Raw genomic sequence first — 15,260 nt, forward strand, 5'->3', positions numbered from 1 at the left:
CATTTTTATTTTTACTGCCAGCCGTCAACTCCATACATATCTACATTATCCTGATTGATCATGAATACCTCTTCATAAGTCTCTTTTTCATATTCATCATCATTCATAATCGCAAGTGCTGTTTTTGCTGCTGTTTTACCCATATTAATCGGCGACTGCGCTGCTGTTCCGGCAATCTGACAGTCCGGTTTTTTCAGTTCCTTTTTAATATCAGGCGAACCATCCACACCATAAATAATCACATTCTTCATATCCAGAAGATTGACTGCCGTCTTAGCCCCTACCGCAATCTGATCGTTACCACACATAATGACCGTTATCTCCGGATGTTCCCCCAATAGTACCTTTGCATCCTGAAGCGCCCTTTCAAACTCACCATTTGTATCAGTGCGTGCCACAACTTCAAATCCTTTTTCGGCCTTGGAAATAGCTTCTTCAAAACCGGTGATTCTGTCATTAATCGAATTTTGCGTCGGGCACTCCAGAATAAGAATTTTCCCTCCGTCCGGACAGCGTGTCAGAAGATCCTCCCCGCAGATATATCCGGCACTCTTATTATCTGATCCAATATATGCGTCCACATAATCCATCTCTTTCACCTGCGTATCGACATTGATAATCCGTATGCCTGCTTCCTTGAGTTCTTCGAGAGATGGTGTGATTTCTTCCCAGTTAACAGGACTGATAAATATCGCATCTATTCCTTCTTCAATCATCTCATGGATCTGAGTAGCCTGCAATGATGCATCACTTCCCGGGTCTTTCGTAATCAATGTATGTCCATCTTTTTCAAGTACTTCTTTGATTGCACTTTCCAGAGTAATGAAATAAGGATTCTCCATATCAATCGCACTAAATCCAAACTTATATCCTATTTTTTCTTCTGTTTTCTCTTCCTCTGTTTCCTCTTTAACAGCATTATCTTCCGGAGTACCTACAGATTTTTTACATCCGGATAATATCATAGAACATATAACCAGCATTGAAACTGCCATTATTATTACTTTCTTTTTCATAATCCTTCCTCCCTGCATAACATATGCATACCTGATAATATTTTACTACATTTTATGCGATTTGACCAGTATCACATTTTTCATAACTTCTCCTTGCTTTTTAAGACCTCCTCTGATACAGTTAAATCAGAAAAATTGTTAAAGGAGAAATGATTATGAGCGAACAGGAAAACTTCAACTGTGAAGAGCAGGAAGATGTAACCGTAACTCTGACACTGGATAACGACGAAGTTGTTGAGTGCGCTGTACTTACTATTTACGAAGCCGCCGGTAAGAAGTATATTGCTCTTCTTCCGTTAGATGAAAATGGTGAATCCGCCGATGGTGATGTCTATCTTTACCGATATATCGACACCAATCCGGAGGATCCGCAGCTTGAAAATATCGAAGATGATGATGAGTACGAAGCTGCTGCTGATGCATTTGACGAGTGGATGGACGAACAGGATTTTGAAGATTTAGACGCGGACGAGTAATTCGTCTACAAAGCGGGAGGGGGATTGTTCCTTCCCGTTTTTTGTTTTTACATAACTGATGATCAGTTTTCTCTTCGCCCTGGTCATTGCCACATAAAACATACGACGCTCCTCTTCAATCTCTTCATCCAACTTTGCCTTTTTATATGGAATCACACCTTCATTGCTTTCTATGATAAACACAGTATCAAATTCCAGTCCCTTGGAACTGTGCATGGTCATCAGTTCCACACCGTCACCGCCGTCACTTTTTTTCTGATTCTGCTTCTTCAGATTCGCAGTATACTCTTCCGTATAGGAAATCCAGTCATCTATCGTCTTGAAATCCTTTGCCCTCTCCTCAATCTCATAGAGGATGTCCATCAGATCCTCCAGCGGAATTTTGCGAAAAGCTGCATATTCTTTCAGATACTCGTCATAACCTATTCTCTTTCTCACATATTGAATGGCAGCATAAGGAGTCTTTCTTTCCATCATCTTAATATCCCATTCAAACTGGTCAATCCGGTCAATCATCCACTTTTTATCACAGTAGAACCGGCACATCTCTTCAAAAGATACTTCCGGATTTTCCAGACAGTCTCTACTGAGATATCGCTTCGGACAATTCATGACATCCAGAAAGAGTCTTCTGCTCCGCTCACCCCTTGCAAGTCTCAGATAGCTCTTCATATGTCTGCCAATAAAATGCTCATAAATACTGGTAATATGCTCTTTCATCTGAAATGGTATCTGATATTCCATCAGTTTTCCTGCCAATACCCTTGCATCCATACCCGTGCGATACAAAACTGCGATCTGATTCAGAGAAATCCCCATTTTCTGGCACTCCCTGATATTCTGAATAATATAGTGACTTTCCTCCGCAGCATCCTTCAACTCCTGAATATGAACGCAGGCTCCTTTTTCACAGGAAGGAAGAATCTTCTTAGGGAAACGAACCTTATTCTGTCCGATTACCCGAAGTGCGCCCTTCAGAATATTGGCCGAAGAACGGTAGTTGACATTCAGTAGAATTTTTCTCACTTCCGGATAGTCCTTTTCGAATCCTAGCATAATTTCCGGTTTTGCTCCACGGAACTGATAAATAGACTGGTCGTCATCTCCTACAATAAACAGATTATTCTCCGGTGCCGCAAGCATTCTGAGCACCTCATACTGCATAAGATTCACATCCTGAAATTCGTCCACGAGAATATATCGGAACCGTTCCTGCCATTTTTGTAAAATATCCGGTCTGGTTGTAAAAAGCTGATAACAGAGTACCATCATATCATCAAAATCTATTTTTCTTAATGATTTTCTCTGTTCCTCATATTTTTTATAAATACGATTAAAAATCGCTCCATGCTCCAGAGAGCGATATTGCTCTATTGCTATCCTGTTATTCTTAACCTTACCGATTTCATTGGAAATTTCTTTGATAAAGTCCTGTTCATCTTCAATCTCTACGTCCGTCGAAATCTCCGGCAATGTAAGAATCTGCCGGAGCATCTGGCTTTTTTCCTCTTCAGACAAAATGTTGGCAGACGTAAATCCATACGCCCACTTTAAAATACCATAATATATTCCATGAAATGTTCCAAAAGTCACCGGAACACTCCTGCCCCCCATAAGTGCCTGAAAGCGAAGCTTCATCTCATTTGCCGCATATCGGGTAAAAGTAATGACCAGAATTTCTTCTGGCCTTACTTTATATTTTTCTATCAAATATTCAATTCTTCTGGTAATCGTCAGAGTCTTACCGGAGCCCGGACCCGCCAGAACCATGCATGGTCCCTCAAAATGGGTAACTGCCTCCCGTTGTGCCTCATTCAGACGCATAAACTACCTCTTTTCTAATAAATCAATTCCTGCGCGGATACGGCTTACAGATTCCTCTTTTCCAAGAACCTCCATAATCTCTGTCGCTCCGCCCGGTGTATTCTGTTTACCGGAAACCGCCGTACGAATCGGCCACATTACGTATCCGATCTTGCAGCCCTTTTCTCCCGCATAAGCTTTCAGAGTCTCAAAGAGTGCATCGTTGCTGAAATCATCCTGTCCTTCCAGTATCGGCAGAACATCTTTCAGGACTTCCAGTGAATTCTCCTCGTTTGTCTTCATTTTCTTATGACAATAAAGAGCTGTATCATACTCAGGAACCTCCTCGAAGAAGTCAATCTGATCTTTGATATCCGGGAAAATCTCAATTCTTGTCTTCACAAGAGCGGCAATTTTTCTAAGATCGTAATCCTTTGTAATTACCTCTTTTATATATGGCTCTGCCATCTCAAAGAAACGCTCATCGTCCATGGCTTTCAGGTATTCTCCGTTCATCCATTTCAGCTTCACCATATCAAATACTGCAGGAGATTTACTCATATGATGATAATCAAATGCTTCCACCAGTTCTTCCAGAGAGAAAATTTCTCTGTTATCAGAAGGACACCATCCCAGAAGTGCCACATAATTGACGATTGCCTCAGATACAAATCCCTGATCCAGTAAATCCTCATAAGAGGAGTGACCGCAGCGCTTGCTGAGCTTTTTATGATTTTCATCAGTAATCAATGGACAGTGTACATATACCGGTACTTCCCATCCGAAAGCTTCATACAGACGATTGTACTTCGGCGCAGAGGAAAGGTATTCATTTCCACGAACTACATGGGTGATTCCCATCAGATGGTCATCGATAACATTGGCAAAATTGTATGTCGGATAACCGTCGGATTTAATCAGGATCATATCATCCAGTTCCTCATTTGGAACGGTAATATCTCCATAAATATCGTCTTTAAAAGTAGTGGTACCCTCTGTCGGCATATTAATTCTGATAACATATGGCTTGCCGGCAGCAAGATTAGCCTCCACTTCCTCCTTGCTTAAATGCAGGCAATGCTTATCATAAACAACAATCTCGGTACCCCCATCCGAAGACACCTTGCTTCTTAATGATTCCAGCCTTTCTTTATCACAGAAACAGTAATATGCATCTCCCTGTTCCACCAGCTGTTTCGCATATTTTAAATACAGACCTGTAGCATTTCTCTCACTCTGTACATAAGGACCTACGCCTCCGTCTTTATCCGGTCCCTCATCATGCACCAATCCGGTCTTCTCAAGAGTACGGTAAATAATCTCAAGCGCTCCATCCACAAACCGTTCCTGGTCCGTGTCCTCAATACGAAGCATGAAATCTCCACCTTCATGCTTTGCAATCAGATAAGCATAAAGCGCTGTTCTTAAATTTCCTACATGCATACGTCCGGTAGGACTCGGTGCAAATCTTGTTCTTACTTTACTCATTGTTATGTCTCCATTTCTCTTCAGAATCTCTTCTGCATATTTTGTCATTATTTTTATTTTAACAAATTCTATCCGTACAATCAAGTCTTTCGGCTCTTCCTCTGTTTCCAATAGGCAGGGTTAAATACTTCCCTCGGTATAGCTACAATAAAAACTATTCCCAACACAATACCAAAGGCAATTTTCACTGCGCTCATTCCCTGCTGCGCCGCCAGTGCAAGCTGATCTGTCACCAGATAATATGCTGTAAAGTACACACCTGCTCCCGGTACCAGGGGAAATATTCCGGAAATGAGAAAGATTGTAATCGGACATTTCATATAAACTGTCAGCATTCTGGCCAGTAATACTGCCCCTAAAGTTCCCAGAAACGAAGCAATCGCAGGTGAAGTAGCGTCCACTGTCAGACAATAAATAATCCACCCAAGAGTTCCGGTAATTCCACAGCTCAAATAAAATCTTTTCGGGACATTAAACAAAACAGAAAATCCAATCGTTCCAAAGAAAGGACATAGGATATTCGTAAATATATTGTTTATCATATTGCCAGTCCTCCAATCATTCCATTATAGACTCCCAGTACCGCACCGACGCCAATAGCAATATAAACGAAAACCAGCAGAGCGTCAATCATGCGGACTGTTCCCGAAAGGAAATCACTGTCTGCAATATCCCTTATTGCATTTGTAAATGCAACCCCGGGTACAAGCGGCATAATCGAGCCAATGATCATACCCTCAAGCCGCATGGGAACTGTAATGATAAAAAGGGCCGCAATTGCCAGTGCCGTAATAATACCTCCACCTACGATATTCACTACGATTTTAGACATATGATGCCTTTGTCCTATCTGAAGCCAGATACAAACTATACATCCGATTCCAAAACTTACAAAACTTTCCATCAACTGTGCACCCAGAAGAAATCCAAAACACGCACTTGCGATTCCCGCAGCCAGAACCTGAAAATAACTTTTTTTCGGCGGTATTTTCTCAATCTCCTCAAGACGCCTGAATGCTTCTTCAAGCCCCACATTTCCAGCTGCAATTTCTCTGGACAGATCGTTCACTTCAGCCACAATACCCAGATGTGCCCCGGAAAGCGGAATATTTTTTATTGTTGTATAAGAATCTTCTGCTCCGGTCTGGGCACTGATAAAAATAGCATGACTCAGAGTGAATACATCAATGTCATCCACATGAAATCGATGGCAGATATGTTGAATTGTTTCTTCAACCCGGAAAATTTCTCCTCCGTTTTTCAGAAGGATACGTCCTGCCTCCATGGCAAGATCAACAACTCTTCTGACATTTACCTCTGAATCCAGATGCTTTTTCAGATATACCATATCTGTAAGAAGTTTTCCATCATCAAAAACAGGCAGTCTGTAATGATCTACAAAAAAATTCACCACGATATGAGAATTAGAGAAGCCGCATTTTTTATAAAATTCTATACTTCTCGCAATATTCCCGGTTCCAACGTACATCATATCACAGGATTCAGCATAATATTCACATAAATAATGGACCATAACACTGCCAAATCCCCTTCCTCTGGCTTCCTCCCGGGTTACAATGTTCTTCAGTTCGCAGGTTCTGTTCTTAAGCCGCACTACCACTGCCACTGTCTGAACCTGCTCCTCCTCATATAACAAAAACATATCCCCGGAATCCAGATATTTTTCTATCATGTCTTCCTGGGGATCTGCCATTAACAGGAGATTAAGATACTCCCTTTTATTCTCCGTAATCTTTTCAATCTTCATAATGCCAATGCCCCGCAATCAGTCTCTTGTTAATCGCACCTATTATAACATTGGTTTTTCCAAAATTACAGATATTTTTCTATTTAATTTTTTAATTCTATTCCAGACCAGCCGGGCACGCAATAAGAACACTTCCATCTTTCGTATACAGTTTACCCTCTATACTGCAGTAATACTCGTTATCAGGATTCACCCATATATAAACCAGATCCATCATCCCGTCAAAAGCGCCCGGTTCTATGTCATGAATATTTGCAGGAATATATACTTCGTATACCTCTGTAGTCAGAGAAGCAAATGCTCCCGCTGCAATTCCTTTATATTTTTCTTCAGATGGAATATTCAGCACTCCATCTGTAATACTTTCAATCCCTCCTGTATAATCGATAATATATCCCGATTCATTCAGTACAAACGGACTGAGTGCCTCCCAACCGGCATAAAGATTTACAACATAGATTCCGCGCTCCGACGATTCAAAAGGAACCGTCGCCTCTTCATCAAGATACCATCCGGTAAAATGATACCCCTTTCTTTCCGGAACCAGAACACAGTCTGTATTTAACCGATAATCATACAGAACTGTCTCCATCTGCCCTCCAGTGCCATTATTATAATGAAGCACAGCTTTATAATCCACAACACCATATGGAACGATTACCGTATTGTCATTATAAGTAATAGTTAAATTCTTCATTCCGGTAGTTTCTGTATCCAGACCGCTCACGCTGCAATCATCCAGTGACACCATTTTGTCGCCCAACATCAGATTAATATCCGCCAGATCTATTTTACTTCCCACACAATAATCCTGCGCCAGGCTACCGATATATGTAAACACTAATCCTGAACTCACATTTTCCTTATCTTCCACCTGGGTATCCGAATCATTCACCATTTCAGTATAAGGTACTGTTCTATCCACCATATTCCCTGTTCCTTCATAAGACACCGTTATTTTTCCTGTTTCCAGTTCTGTAACCTGTTCAGAAGGCATGCTTAGATTCGTTATCTCTTCGGCATTATCTTTGGTTTTTGCATGCAGCGCCTCCGGATTTAGTTTTACGTTTTCTTTTCTTATCACCGAAGAATTTCCCACAATTGACTCGTTCGTTTCTGCCTGCTTTTTGGAAGTAAATGCTCTGAATACCGCCTCCTTATTTACCGGTAAAATCCACCATGACATTACCACCATAAAACAAGCGAGAACCATCATTGTCAGAATTCCTTCATTGAATGTTATTTTCTTCGTTCTCATACTTTTATTATAGTGGTTGCTTCTATACTGCTCAATATTCGGTAGCGCAAAAAAAAGTGGCATCTCGACACATCGAGCGCCACTTTTTGTTTACATAGGTACAGGAACTTCTTACTGAATATATCCTGCCTTCTTAAGCTCTTCTTCAGCTTTTGCAAGATTTGCATCGGATACACGGATGATCGGTCCGGTACATCCCATTCCGCTCTCTGCGTAGATGTTAATCTTCCAGAGTGCTTTCACTGCATCCTCCAGATCCATAACTTCGATTCCAGGAATCTGTGCTGTTACGATCTCCTTCGGAGGCTCTTTTACATCCTCTGCTGCTCCTGCCGGCTTCTGGGATGCTTTCAGTGCATCCAGGATATCCTTCAGTCCTGCTTTCTTCACAGCTTCGAACTCAGCCTTAGCTACTTCAAAGACTTTTCCTTTTACCAGCTGTGCTGCATAACGGATCGCATTGGCAATTACAGGTGCTCCGCTGGCTCTGGATACGATCATGACTAACTGCTCATATCCCTCTCCGATTCCAGGTCCATAACCGTATCCTGTTGCTTCAAAACTTCCGCCTGTGTTTGCAGAAGACAGCATTTTTACCAGGATATTTCCGGTCAGGGAATCGGTTACCATGATATCCGGGGATGCCTGCAATACGTCATTTCCTCTCATGACACATCCGCCGTCCGCTCTTCCGGACTCTGCAAATGCTATGTCATATCCCTGATCCTTTAACTGTTTCAGGGCTTTCTCAGTCTGACGAGCGCCATCTACATTCAGGATACCTACGGTAGGATTTGCATTACCGCATGCTTTTGCTGTAATGATTCCGTAGATCGCATTCTTGATCATTCCCTCAATACGGTCTGTACTGGAGGTTCCGGTAGTATTTGCGATATACATCTCTTTTCCCATAGCCGGTGTCACACAGCGTCCTACTGTGGATACTCCGATTGGGAATGGGAAATGCATGGTTACCGCTGCATCTACCTCTTTATTCTTCAGCATCTCTTCCATCTTGTCATGGCCTTCTTCATCGTTTGCCACTTTGATGGTCGTAACGCCTTCTGCCTCTAAGGTTCCGATGTAGTATACATCGATTCCGTCCTTTGCTGCTGCAACAGCAGCTGCCATGGAGTTCTCCTCTCCATGCTCACTGCCCATTCCAGTCAGGGCAACCTTCGGTCTCTTGCCAAAGCTTCCGGTCTCAAGACCTTCTGCCATCTCCATAAAAGTGGTGGCAATCATTTTTTCAATATTATTTGCCATAGTCACCACCCCTTACTCTGCCATCAGAGTAGCAGCGAAATCTTTCATTGCTTTCGCAATCAGTCCTTTTACTTCTTCCTCAGATACTCCAGCTTTTGCTTCTTCCTCTGCTGCAGTATTTCCATGGATTACGAAGGATACTCCGTCAAAAAGGTTGGTCATACGTCCAAGGAACAGACTTCCTTTTCCGATGATCATTGCATTCTTGATCTTTCCTTCCAGAATGTCTTCTCTTGCGAATCCGATGTATGGTACACCTGACGGAATATGTCCCTGTGTCGGTGCCCATCCGGTCAGACCATGTTTGGTTGTGAATCCTGCAAGCTCCTTACGATCCAGCTCTCCGCGTTTTACTGCCAACGCTGCGATCATCTTGTAGTTTGCAAGCGGAACATCTCCTGCTCCTGCCGGTTTTGTGATATCCGGGTTCTGCATCTCCGGTGAATATTTGTCAATATCTGTGATCTTCAGTCCTGCTCTGTCAAGTGGATCTGCTACCAGGCTTCCGATTACGTTCTGTGGTGCGGAACCTGTTCCTACACTGTGACGTCCCAGCATATTTAAGTCGATCTCCGGATTTACTCCGTCATTTTCAGAAATTACTACTGCGAATCCACCCAGGCAGTCTTCCAGGATCGGAAGGCCTTTCTTAATGTGGTCTTTTCCGTTCATTCCAAGTTTAGCAGTACATCCTCCGGATGTTACAACTACTGTCTTGTATGCTCCGGATTTTACCAGTGCTGCCGCTTCGATCACTGCATGAGTCGGAGCTGCACAGAATCCTCTTGCGTCGGATCCGGTAGCGTTCACAAGTCCAGCAACCTCTGCTGCAGCTTTTGCAAAGTTACCGCCACCTCTCTGGTTCATGTCACCACATGCTTCCTCAGCACAGTCGATAACATACTCAACTTCTGATTTATCAATTCCTGCATTACGTACTGCATATAACAGAGCCAGTACACTGGATGCCTTGCTCATTAAGTTCTCATGCATAACGTGTGCGGATAAGTTCACATCAATATCATGGGCGCGTTTTACGCAGCCAACTAATTTTCCTTCGTGATATAATCCTTCAGCGTGCTCTTCGTTTACGAAATGCTCGATTTCGGAAAGTTCAACACCCTCGTGGATCTTGCTTACGATATCCTCTGTGATGATCGGGTTTGCAGCGAATGCATCTTTGTATTTTGCAACAAACTCTTTATCCAGTCTTACAACCTCGAACATATCGCTTGCCTGTACCAGGAATAAGAACTCTTCCTGTGGCATGATCTCACCGTATTTACCGTAACGGCTTGCTCCCTCTTTCTTCTTATCGAACCATGGGAACTCTACCTCTGCCAGCTCATCCGGATGAACGTTTCCGATATATGTCTGGTTTGGCCAGTAATTAACTGCATCCTCGTATGAACGAAGATTCTTCGGTACTTCTTTCAGATATTCAGACTCAGGGTTAACGATCTTCTCTGTAGTCTGTGTTGTTCCATTATATAAAACCATATCAGGTGTATGTACTAATACATAACTTGCCCCTTTAATTACACTGTTCATTGGTTTTCCACCTTTCTTTGACACCCACTGTCATTATGGCATTTATCATCTTATGCAAGGAAATGTGCCTCATCGGCACATTTCCCCTTTAGATGCATCGCAATTAAAATTTGCAGAACTCATCTCTGATGGCTGTCATCTCGCTGATGATATCATCAACATCAAGTACCATTTCCATCATACTTACCTGCTCATCATAAACTGCTTCGTCAAACTCTTCTTTCATTTCAGGTTCACATACGTGATATACTCTGAGTCCAAGCTGGACCCCTGTCAATGGACCTGCAAAAGTCGGGTCACCTGCTGTTACAGTCTCAGCTGCAAGTCCTGCAGCTTCGCCTTCTGCAGCACCAAGAACTACTACTAAGTTCTCTGCGCCGTATTCATCAGCAAATTCCTTTACTCTCTTCTGATTCTCTAAGTCCATTGCGCCTGCGCTCGTTCAGACGAAACATTCCGTGGATGAAAATACAATCTCAGCACCAGCTGTCTTTACGCACTCTGCGATAGCCGGTCCCGGAATTCCATCACGGTCTCCGATAATTATTGCTTTTTTCCCTTCTAAAATAGCCATAATTCAGAGTCTCCTTTCTTATGATACTATTGTGTTTATATATGACAAAGAAAATGACCTAATAATTAGATGTATTTCTTAATCATCGCTTCAATTGTTTCTGGTGTACAGTCGTCTTTTACTAACTCCTCTACTTTCTCTCCACCTTTGTAGATGGCCATTACAGGAAGTCCAAGAATCTTCTGTGAGATTGCAAGACGACGTGCCTTTGTTGTGTTCAGAGATGTGAATTTCATCTTATCTCCGTATGTCTCTGCGAACTCATGTACCTTCGGCATCAGTGCCTGGCATGGAACACATCCGTCACCGTAGAAATCTACGAATACATATCCCTCTGCCTCTAATACTTCTGCTGCAAAGTTGTTTTTGTCTAAATCTACCATTGGTTTCTCCTCCTTTTATTAGGTTTTTATGTCCTGCACAGTAAAACTACTGTACCAAACAGTCTAGAAATAATCAGACATGCTTCTTTCAACCTGAACTGCTGCAATTGCACCGTCTGCTGCTGCAGTAACAACCTGTCTTAAGCTCTTGATACGAACATCTCCAGCGGCGTATACGCCTGGAATATTGGTGTGCATATCATCATCTGTCTTGATATATCCACGCTCATCCATATCAATGATTCCTTCGAACGGTTTGCTGTTCGGAATGGTTCCGATAAATCCGAACACACCGAACATTCCGTCTTCTTCATCTGCCTCAATTGTTGTGATCTCACCGGTCTTTACATTCTTCACTTTCATCCACTGAAGAATGTCATCTCCACCAACTTCCTCTACAACAGTATCCCACATGAACTCAAGCTTCGGATTCTTGAATGCTTTCTCCTGAATGGATTTTGCAGCACGAAGCTCATTACGTCTGTGAATAATCGTAACTTTTCTTGCAAATTTTGTAAGGTACATAGCTTCTTCTACTGCGGAATCTCCGCCGCCTACTACATATACTTCAAAATCTTCAAAGAAGTTAGCATCACAGGTAGCACAGTAGGAAACTCCTTTACCGGTAAACTCAGCCTCACCTTTACATCCGATTGGACGTGCATGTGCGCCGGTAGCGATAATTACATTTCTTCCCTGATATTCAGCCTTTGCGCTCTTTAATACCTTAACATCGCCTTCCAGAGATACCTCTGTAATGGTGTCAGATACACGCTCAGCACCGAATTTAGTAGCCTGTTCTGTCATTCTTGCGATCAGAGACGGTCCGGATTCTCCCTCAACGATCTGTCCAGGATAGTTCTCAATCTCATCTGTGATTGCAATCTGTCCGCCATCCTGACCTTTTTCAATAATCAGAACAGAAAGACGGCTTCTTCCTGCGTACAGTCCTGCTGCTAAACCAGCAGGACCTGCACCCAGGACAATAACGTCATAAATTTTACTCATAACGAAATTCTCCTTAATATTTTCAAATGCTCTAGTCGAAAATTGTCTGTCCGTCAACCTCTGTTGTTAAAGCATTGAGTGCTTTCTCAACGATGTGGCGACGAAGTGCTTTCTCCTCATCTTTATCCAATGCAGGATTTCCAAGAGGATGTGGAATTGCGATAGCCGGAACGATTCTGTTCGCACCAACCGTCATGGAAATAGGAGTTACTGTACATACATGTACAACCGGAATACCAGCTCTCTCTACTTCTTTAACCATCGTTGCACCGCAACGAGTACAGGTACCTCAAGTGGAGGTGAGGATTACTGCATCAACACCGTCTGCTTTCAGTTTCTGTGAGAACTCAGCAGCAAATGCCTTAGAGGATGCTACGGCTGTACCGTTACCTGTTGTTGTGTAGAACAGGTGATGTAATTCCCCAATAATTCCTTCCTTTTCCATATCACGAAGAACGTCAACCGGAAGTACACGGTCAGCATCTTCATTAGCGTAAATCGGATCATATCCACCGTGAGCTGTCTCATAAGTCTCTTCGGTCAGATCCATAACGCCGGTAATGTCATATTCTCCATAGTGAGAAGCACTGGAGCTTTCGATGTGATCCGGATTTCCCTTCGGAACAATACCACCGGAAGTAACGAGTGCAATTTTAGCGTGTGCAAGATCCTTTACTGCCGGATTCGGATCAACTCTGTCGAAGTCTGGCATCGGGAACTCTGTCTCAAACGGCTTATCAGCCAGTTTCTTAAGCAGCATCTTAACTGCACGCTTGGAACCTCTTTCTTTCTCAAAGAAGTTAACACGAACACCATTTGGCATATATCCTTCTTCGCAGGATGCACCGATTGCCTCACCTTTTGCAAGTTTGATTGCAAGAGGAGCCATCTTCTTAACTGCATCTCTCATACCTGCTGCATTATTCTTTGTAGAAACCATATATACCTGATTCTTGAACATATCAGCACCAGGGTTCTCTACATACATACCTGTCAGTGCAGGAATTCCAAGTTCTTCCTGAACTGCTGCAGCGATAGTACCACATGCAACACCATAACGTCCAGCATTGAATGCCGGTCCTGCGATAAATACATCCGGAGCCTGCTCCTTAACCATTGCAAGGATATCTGCTTTTGCTTTCTCCAGATTCTCATTGAAGTAAGAGTCACCACAAATGATTGTTGCAACAATCTCTGCTTCATCCTTAAAATTCTGAGTCAGTGCCATACCCGGTCCAACTACTTCGCCAACACGAAGCTCTGCCGGATAATCTGCTTTTTCTTCTCCACCAATCTGTGCAAAGAACTGATTGATGTAATGAACAACTTTAATCTTAGCCATTATCTTATCCTCCCTTCTATCTTGCGCTCAGCTTGTTGAAACCTGTCTCGTTAGTTGCACCTGTCAATACCTGAAGTTCAACTTCAAGAGATCCGTCCTCGCGAAGTGTTTCTTCACTTGCACCTGCAATCTTTGTAACGTAGTCAAGAGTTCCAATTACTTTATCAAGTTTCGGCAGGATAATTACCTGGTTTGCATTACCGCCTGTTACAACTGCATCTGCTGCTGCGTCTGCATCTGCCAGAGACTGAGATTTTCCATCACGTCCGGCATACTCGTCTGTGATGATAACAGTCTTAACGCCTTCAGCCTCAATCTTCTTACAGTTCATGATAAGGTCTGTATCCGGGTTACCAAATCCTTCCTGAGAAACGATAACACCGTCAAGATCTAACATCTTGCAAAGTTTAGCTGTCCAGTCAGAGGAACGCATCTTATCAGCAAGGTATACGTTCTCATTTGTAATGATCTGGCATACAAAGTTGATTGTCTTTCCATGTTCTTCAAACAGATCATGTACAACCGGGTTGTTCAAATGAACATATGTTGGGTTCTTGTCACATGCAGATACACAGTTACCTGATACAATAGCACCATCCATAACTTCAGTTGGGCTTAAGATTGTAGGAACAATCTTCTTTGCATCAACGCCATATACATATGTGTCGTGCAGAAGTCCCTGGCTCTGAAGCATCTGTACATATGCAACTCTCGGCAGATTCGGATATTTCTCAAGTCCTTCCTTAATTGTACATGTCTCATAAACCTTTGTCTCATCCGGTGTAAGATTACGAGCAAGCTCACCGATATAAGTAGCAACTCTGAATCCTGCAAATCTTACTGCAGCCTCATAATCATGCGGCTTAAGATCTTCAACCGGCTCACAAACCATAACAAGGTTCAGTGTCTTGGAGAATGGAGTGTAATCAGCTCCAGGACCTGTCATATCAATAATACCTTCCTGGAATCCTACGATCTTACCAGCTGTAACAACAGCCATTCCTTTTAATGCATATGTTTTTCCGCTTCCTACAGTATCAACTTTTGCGATAACGCCCGGGAAGATTCCCCCTCTTCCCTCTACTTTTACACGTGGTTCGATTACATCCTTAACTGGTGTAATTCTTACAGACTCGCCTGGTTTAGCAATGTCAAGTGATACGCTCTTAATCTTCTCATCCTCAAGAGCAACTGCCTTTACGGCCTCTTCTGATACATAAAGGATTCCATCTTCGATCTTAGATTCTGCTGCGAACTGAATATCCTTAATGTATATGTGTCCCATTTCTAATCTCACTGTGTATTCCCTCCTTTGAAAAAAATGATA

The 15,260-nt window shown here is 42.7% G+C and carries 14 protein-coding genes; 1 reads left to right on the top strand and 13 read right to left on the bottom strand.

What is annotated here, in order from left to right; genetic code table 11:
* Nucleotides 1-11 precede the first annotated feature (11 nt).
* A complete protein-coding gene (locus tag ACQRCC_RS01400; protein WP_427849015.1) occupies nucleotides 12-1,016 on the bottom strand; it encodes a sugar ABC transporter substrate-binding protein in 1,005 nt (334 codons plus the stop codon).
* 155 nt (nucleotides 1,017-1,171) lie between these two features.
* On the opposite strand from ACQRCC_RS01400, the gene ACQRCC_RS01405 reads away from it, so the two are divergent.
* Nucleotides 1,172-1,492 carry a DUF1292 domain-containing protein gene (locus ACQRCC_RS01405; protein WP_427849016.1) on the top strand — a complete coding sequence of 107 codons (321 nt, stop codon included), beginning with the start codon at nucleotides 1,172-1,174 and terminating at the stop codon, nucleotides 1,490-1,492.
* Here ACQRCC_RS01405 and ACQRCC_RS01410 read toward each other — a convergent pair.
* From ACQRCC_RS01410 to ACQRCC_RS01465, 12 genes are all read right to left on the bottom strand, one after another.
* The gene (locus ACQRCC_RS01410) at nucleotides 1,475-3,316 is read right to left on the bottom strand and encodes an ATP-dependent helicase (RefSeq protein ID WP_427849017.1); all 1,842 of its coding nucleotides are present in this window, start codon (nucleotides 3,314-3,316) and stop codon (nucleotides 1,475-1,477) included. The genes ACQRCC_RS01405 and ACQRCC_RS01410 overlap by 18 nt on opposite strands.
* A 3-nt stretch (nucleotides 3,317-3,319) precedes the next feature.
* The gene (gltX, locus tag ACQRCC_RS01415) at nucleotides 3,320-4,783 is read right to left on the bottom strand and encodes a glutamate--tRNA ligase (protein WP_427849018.1); all 1,464 of its coding nucleotides are present in this window, start codon (nucleotides 4,781-4,783) and stop codon (nucleotides 3,320-3,322) included.
* Between the two features lie 80 nt (nucleotides 4,784-4,863).
* Nucleotides 4,864-5,325 carry a threonine/serine exporter family protein gene (locus ACQRCC_RS01420; protein WP_427849019.1) on the bottom strand — a complete coding sequence of 154 codons (462 nt, stop codon included), beginning with the start codon at nucleotides 5,323-5,325 and terminating at the stop codon, nucleotides 4,864-4,866.
* Nucleotides 5,322-6,551 (bottom strand): GNAT family N-acetyltransferase, encoded by a 1,230-nt coding sequence (locus ACQRCC_RS01425; protein WP_427849020.1) that lies wholly within the window; start codon nucleotides 6,549-6,551, stop codon nucleotides 5,322-5,324. Before ACQRCC_RS01425 ends, ACQRCC_RS01420 begins: the two co-directional genes overlap by 4 nt.
* A 97-nt stretch (nucleotides 6,552-6,648) precedes the next feature.
* Nucleotides 6,649-7,809 carry a bacterial Ig-like domain-containing protein gene (locus ACQRCC_RS01430; protein ID WP_427849021.1) on the bottom strand — a complete coding sequence of 387 codons (1,161 nt, stop codon included), beginning with the start codon at nucleotides 7,807-7,809 and terminating at the stop codon, nucleotides 6,649-6,651.
* Nucleotides 7,810-7,920: 111 nt separating this feature from the next.
* Nucleotides 7,921-9,075 (bottom strand): glycine/sarcosine/betaine reductase complex component C subunit alpha, encoded by a 1,155-nt coding sequence (gene grdD / locus ACQRCC_RS01435; protein WP_427849022.1) that lies wholly within the window; start codon nucleotides 9,073-9,075, stop codon nucleotides 7,921-7,923.
* A 12-nt stretch (nucleotides 9,076-9,087) separates the two neighbouring features.
* Nucleotides 9,088-10,626 (bottom strand): glycine/sarcosine/betaine reductase complex component C subunit beta, encoded by a 1,539-nt coding sequence (gene grdC / locus ACQRCC_RS01440; protein ID WP_427849023.1) that lies wholly within the window; start codon nucleotides 10,624-10,626, stop codon nucleotides 9,088-9,090.
* A 103-nt stretch (nucleotides 10,627-10,729) separates the two neighbouring features.
* Nucleotides 10,730-11,200: a glycine/sarcosine/betaine reductase complex selenoprotein A gene (gene grdA / locus ACQRCC_RS01445; protein WP_427849024.1), complete on the bottom strand. Its 471-nt coding sequence runs from the start codon at nucleotides 11,198-11,200 to the stop codon at nucleotides 10,730-10,732.
* Between the two features lie 65 nt (nucleotides 11,201-11,265).
* Complete coding sequence (trxA, locus tag ACQRCC_RS01450) at nucleotides 11,266-11,583, bottom strand: thioredoxin TrxA (RefSeq protein ID WP_427849025.1); 318 nt, start codon at nucleotides 11,581-11,583, stop codon at nucleotides 11,266-11,268.
* A gap of 63 nt (nucleotides 11,584-11,646) precedes the next feature.
* Nucleotides 11,647-12,591: a thioredoxin-disulfide reductase gene (gene trxB, locus ACQRCC_RS01455; protein WP_427849026.1), complete on the bottom strand. Its 945-nt coding sequence runs from the start codon at nucleotides 12,589-12,591 to the stop codon at nucleotides 11,647-11,649.
* A 31-nt stretch (nucleotides 12,592-12,622) separates the two neighbouring features.
* Complete coding sequence (gene grdB, locus ACQRCC_RS01460) at nucleotides 12,623-13,933, bottom strand: glycine reductase complex selenoprotein B (RefSeq protein WP_427849027.1); 1,311 nt, start codon at nucleotides 13,931-13,933, stop codon at nucleotides 12,623-12,625.
* A gap of 16 nt (nucleotides 13,934-13,949) precedes the next feature.
* Nucleotides 13,950-15,230: a glycine/sarcosine/betaine reductase component B subunit gene (locus ACQRCC_RS01465; RefSeq protein ID WP_427849028.1), complete on the bottom strand. Its 1,281-nt coding sequence runs from the start codon at nucleotides 15,228-15,230 to the stop codon at nucleotides 13,950-13,952.
* Nucleotides 15,231-15,260: the final 30 nt, after the last annotated feature.

This window comes from Sporofaciens sp. SGI.106 (assembly GCF_050314255.1).
Lineage (GTDB): Bacteria > Bacillota > Clostridia > Lachnospirales > Lachnospiraceae > Claveliimonas.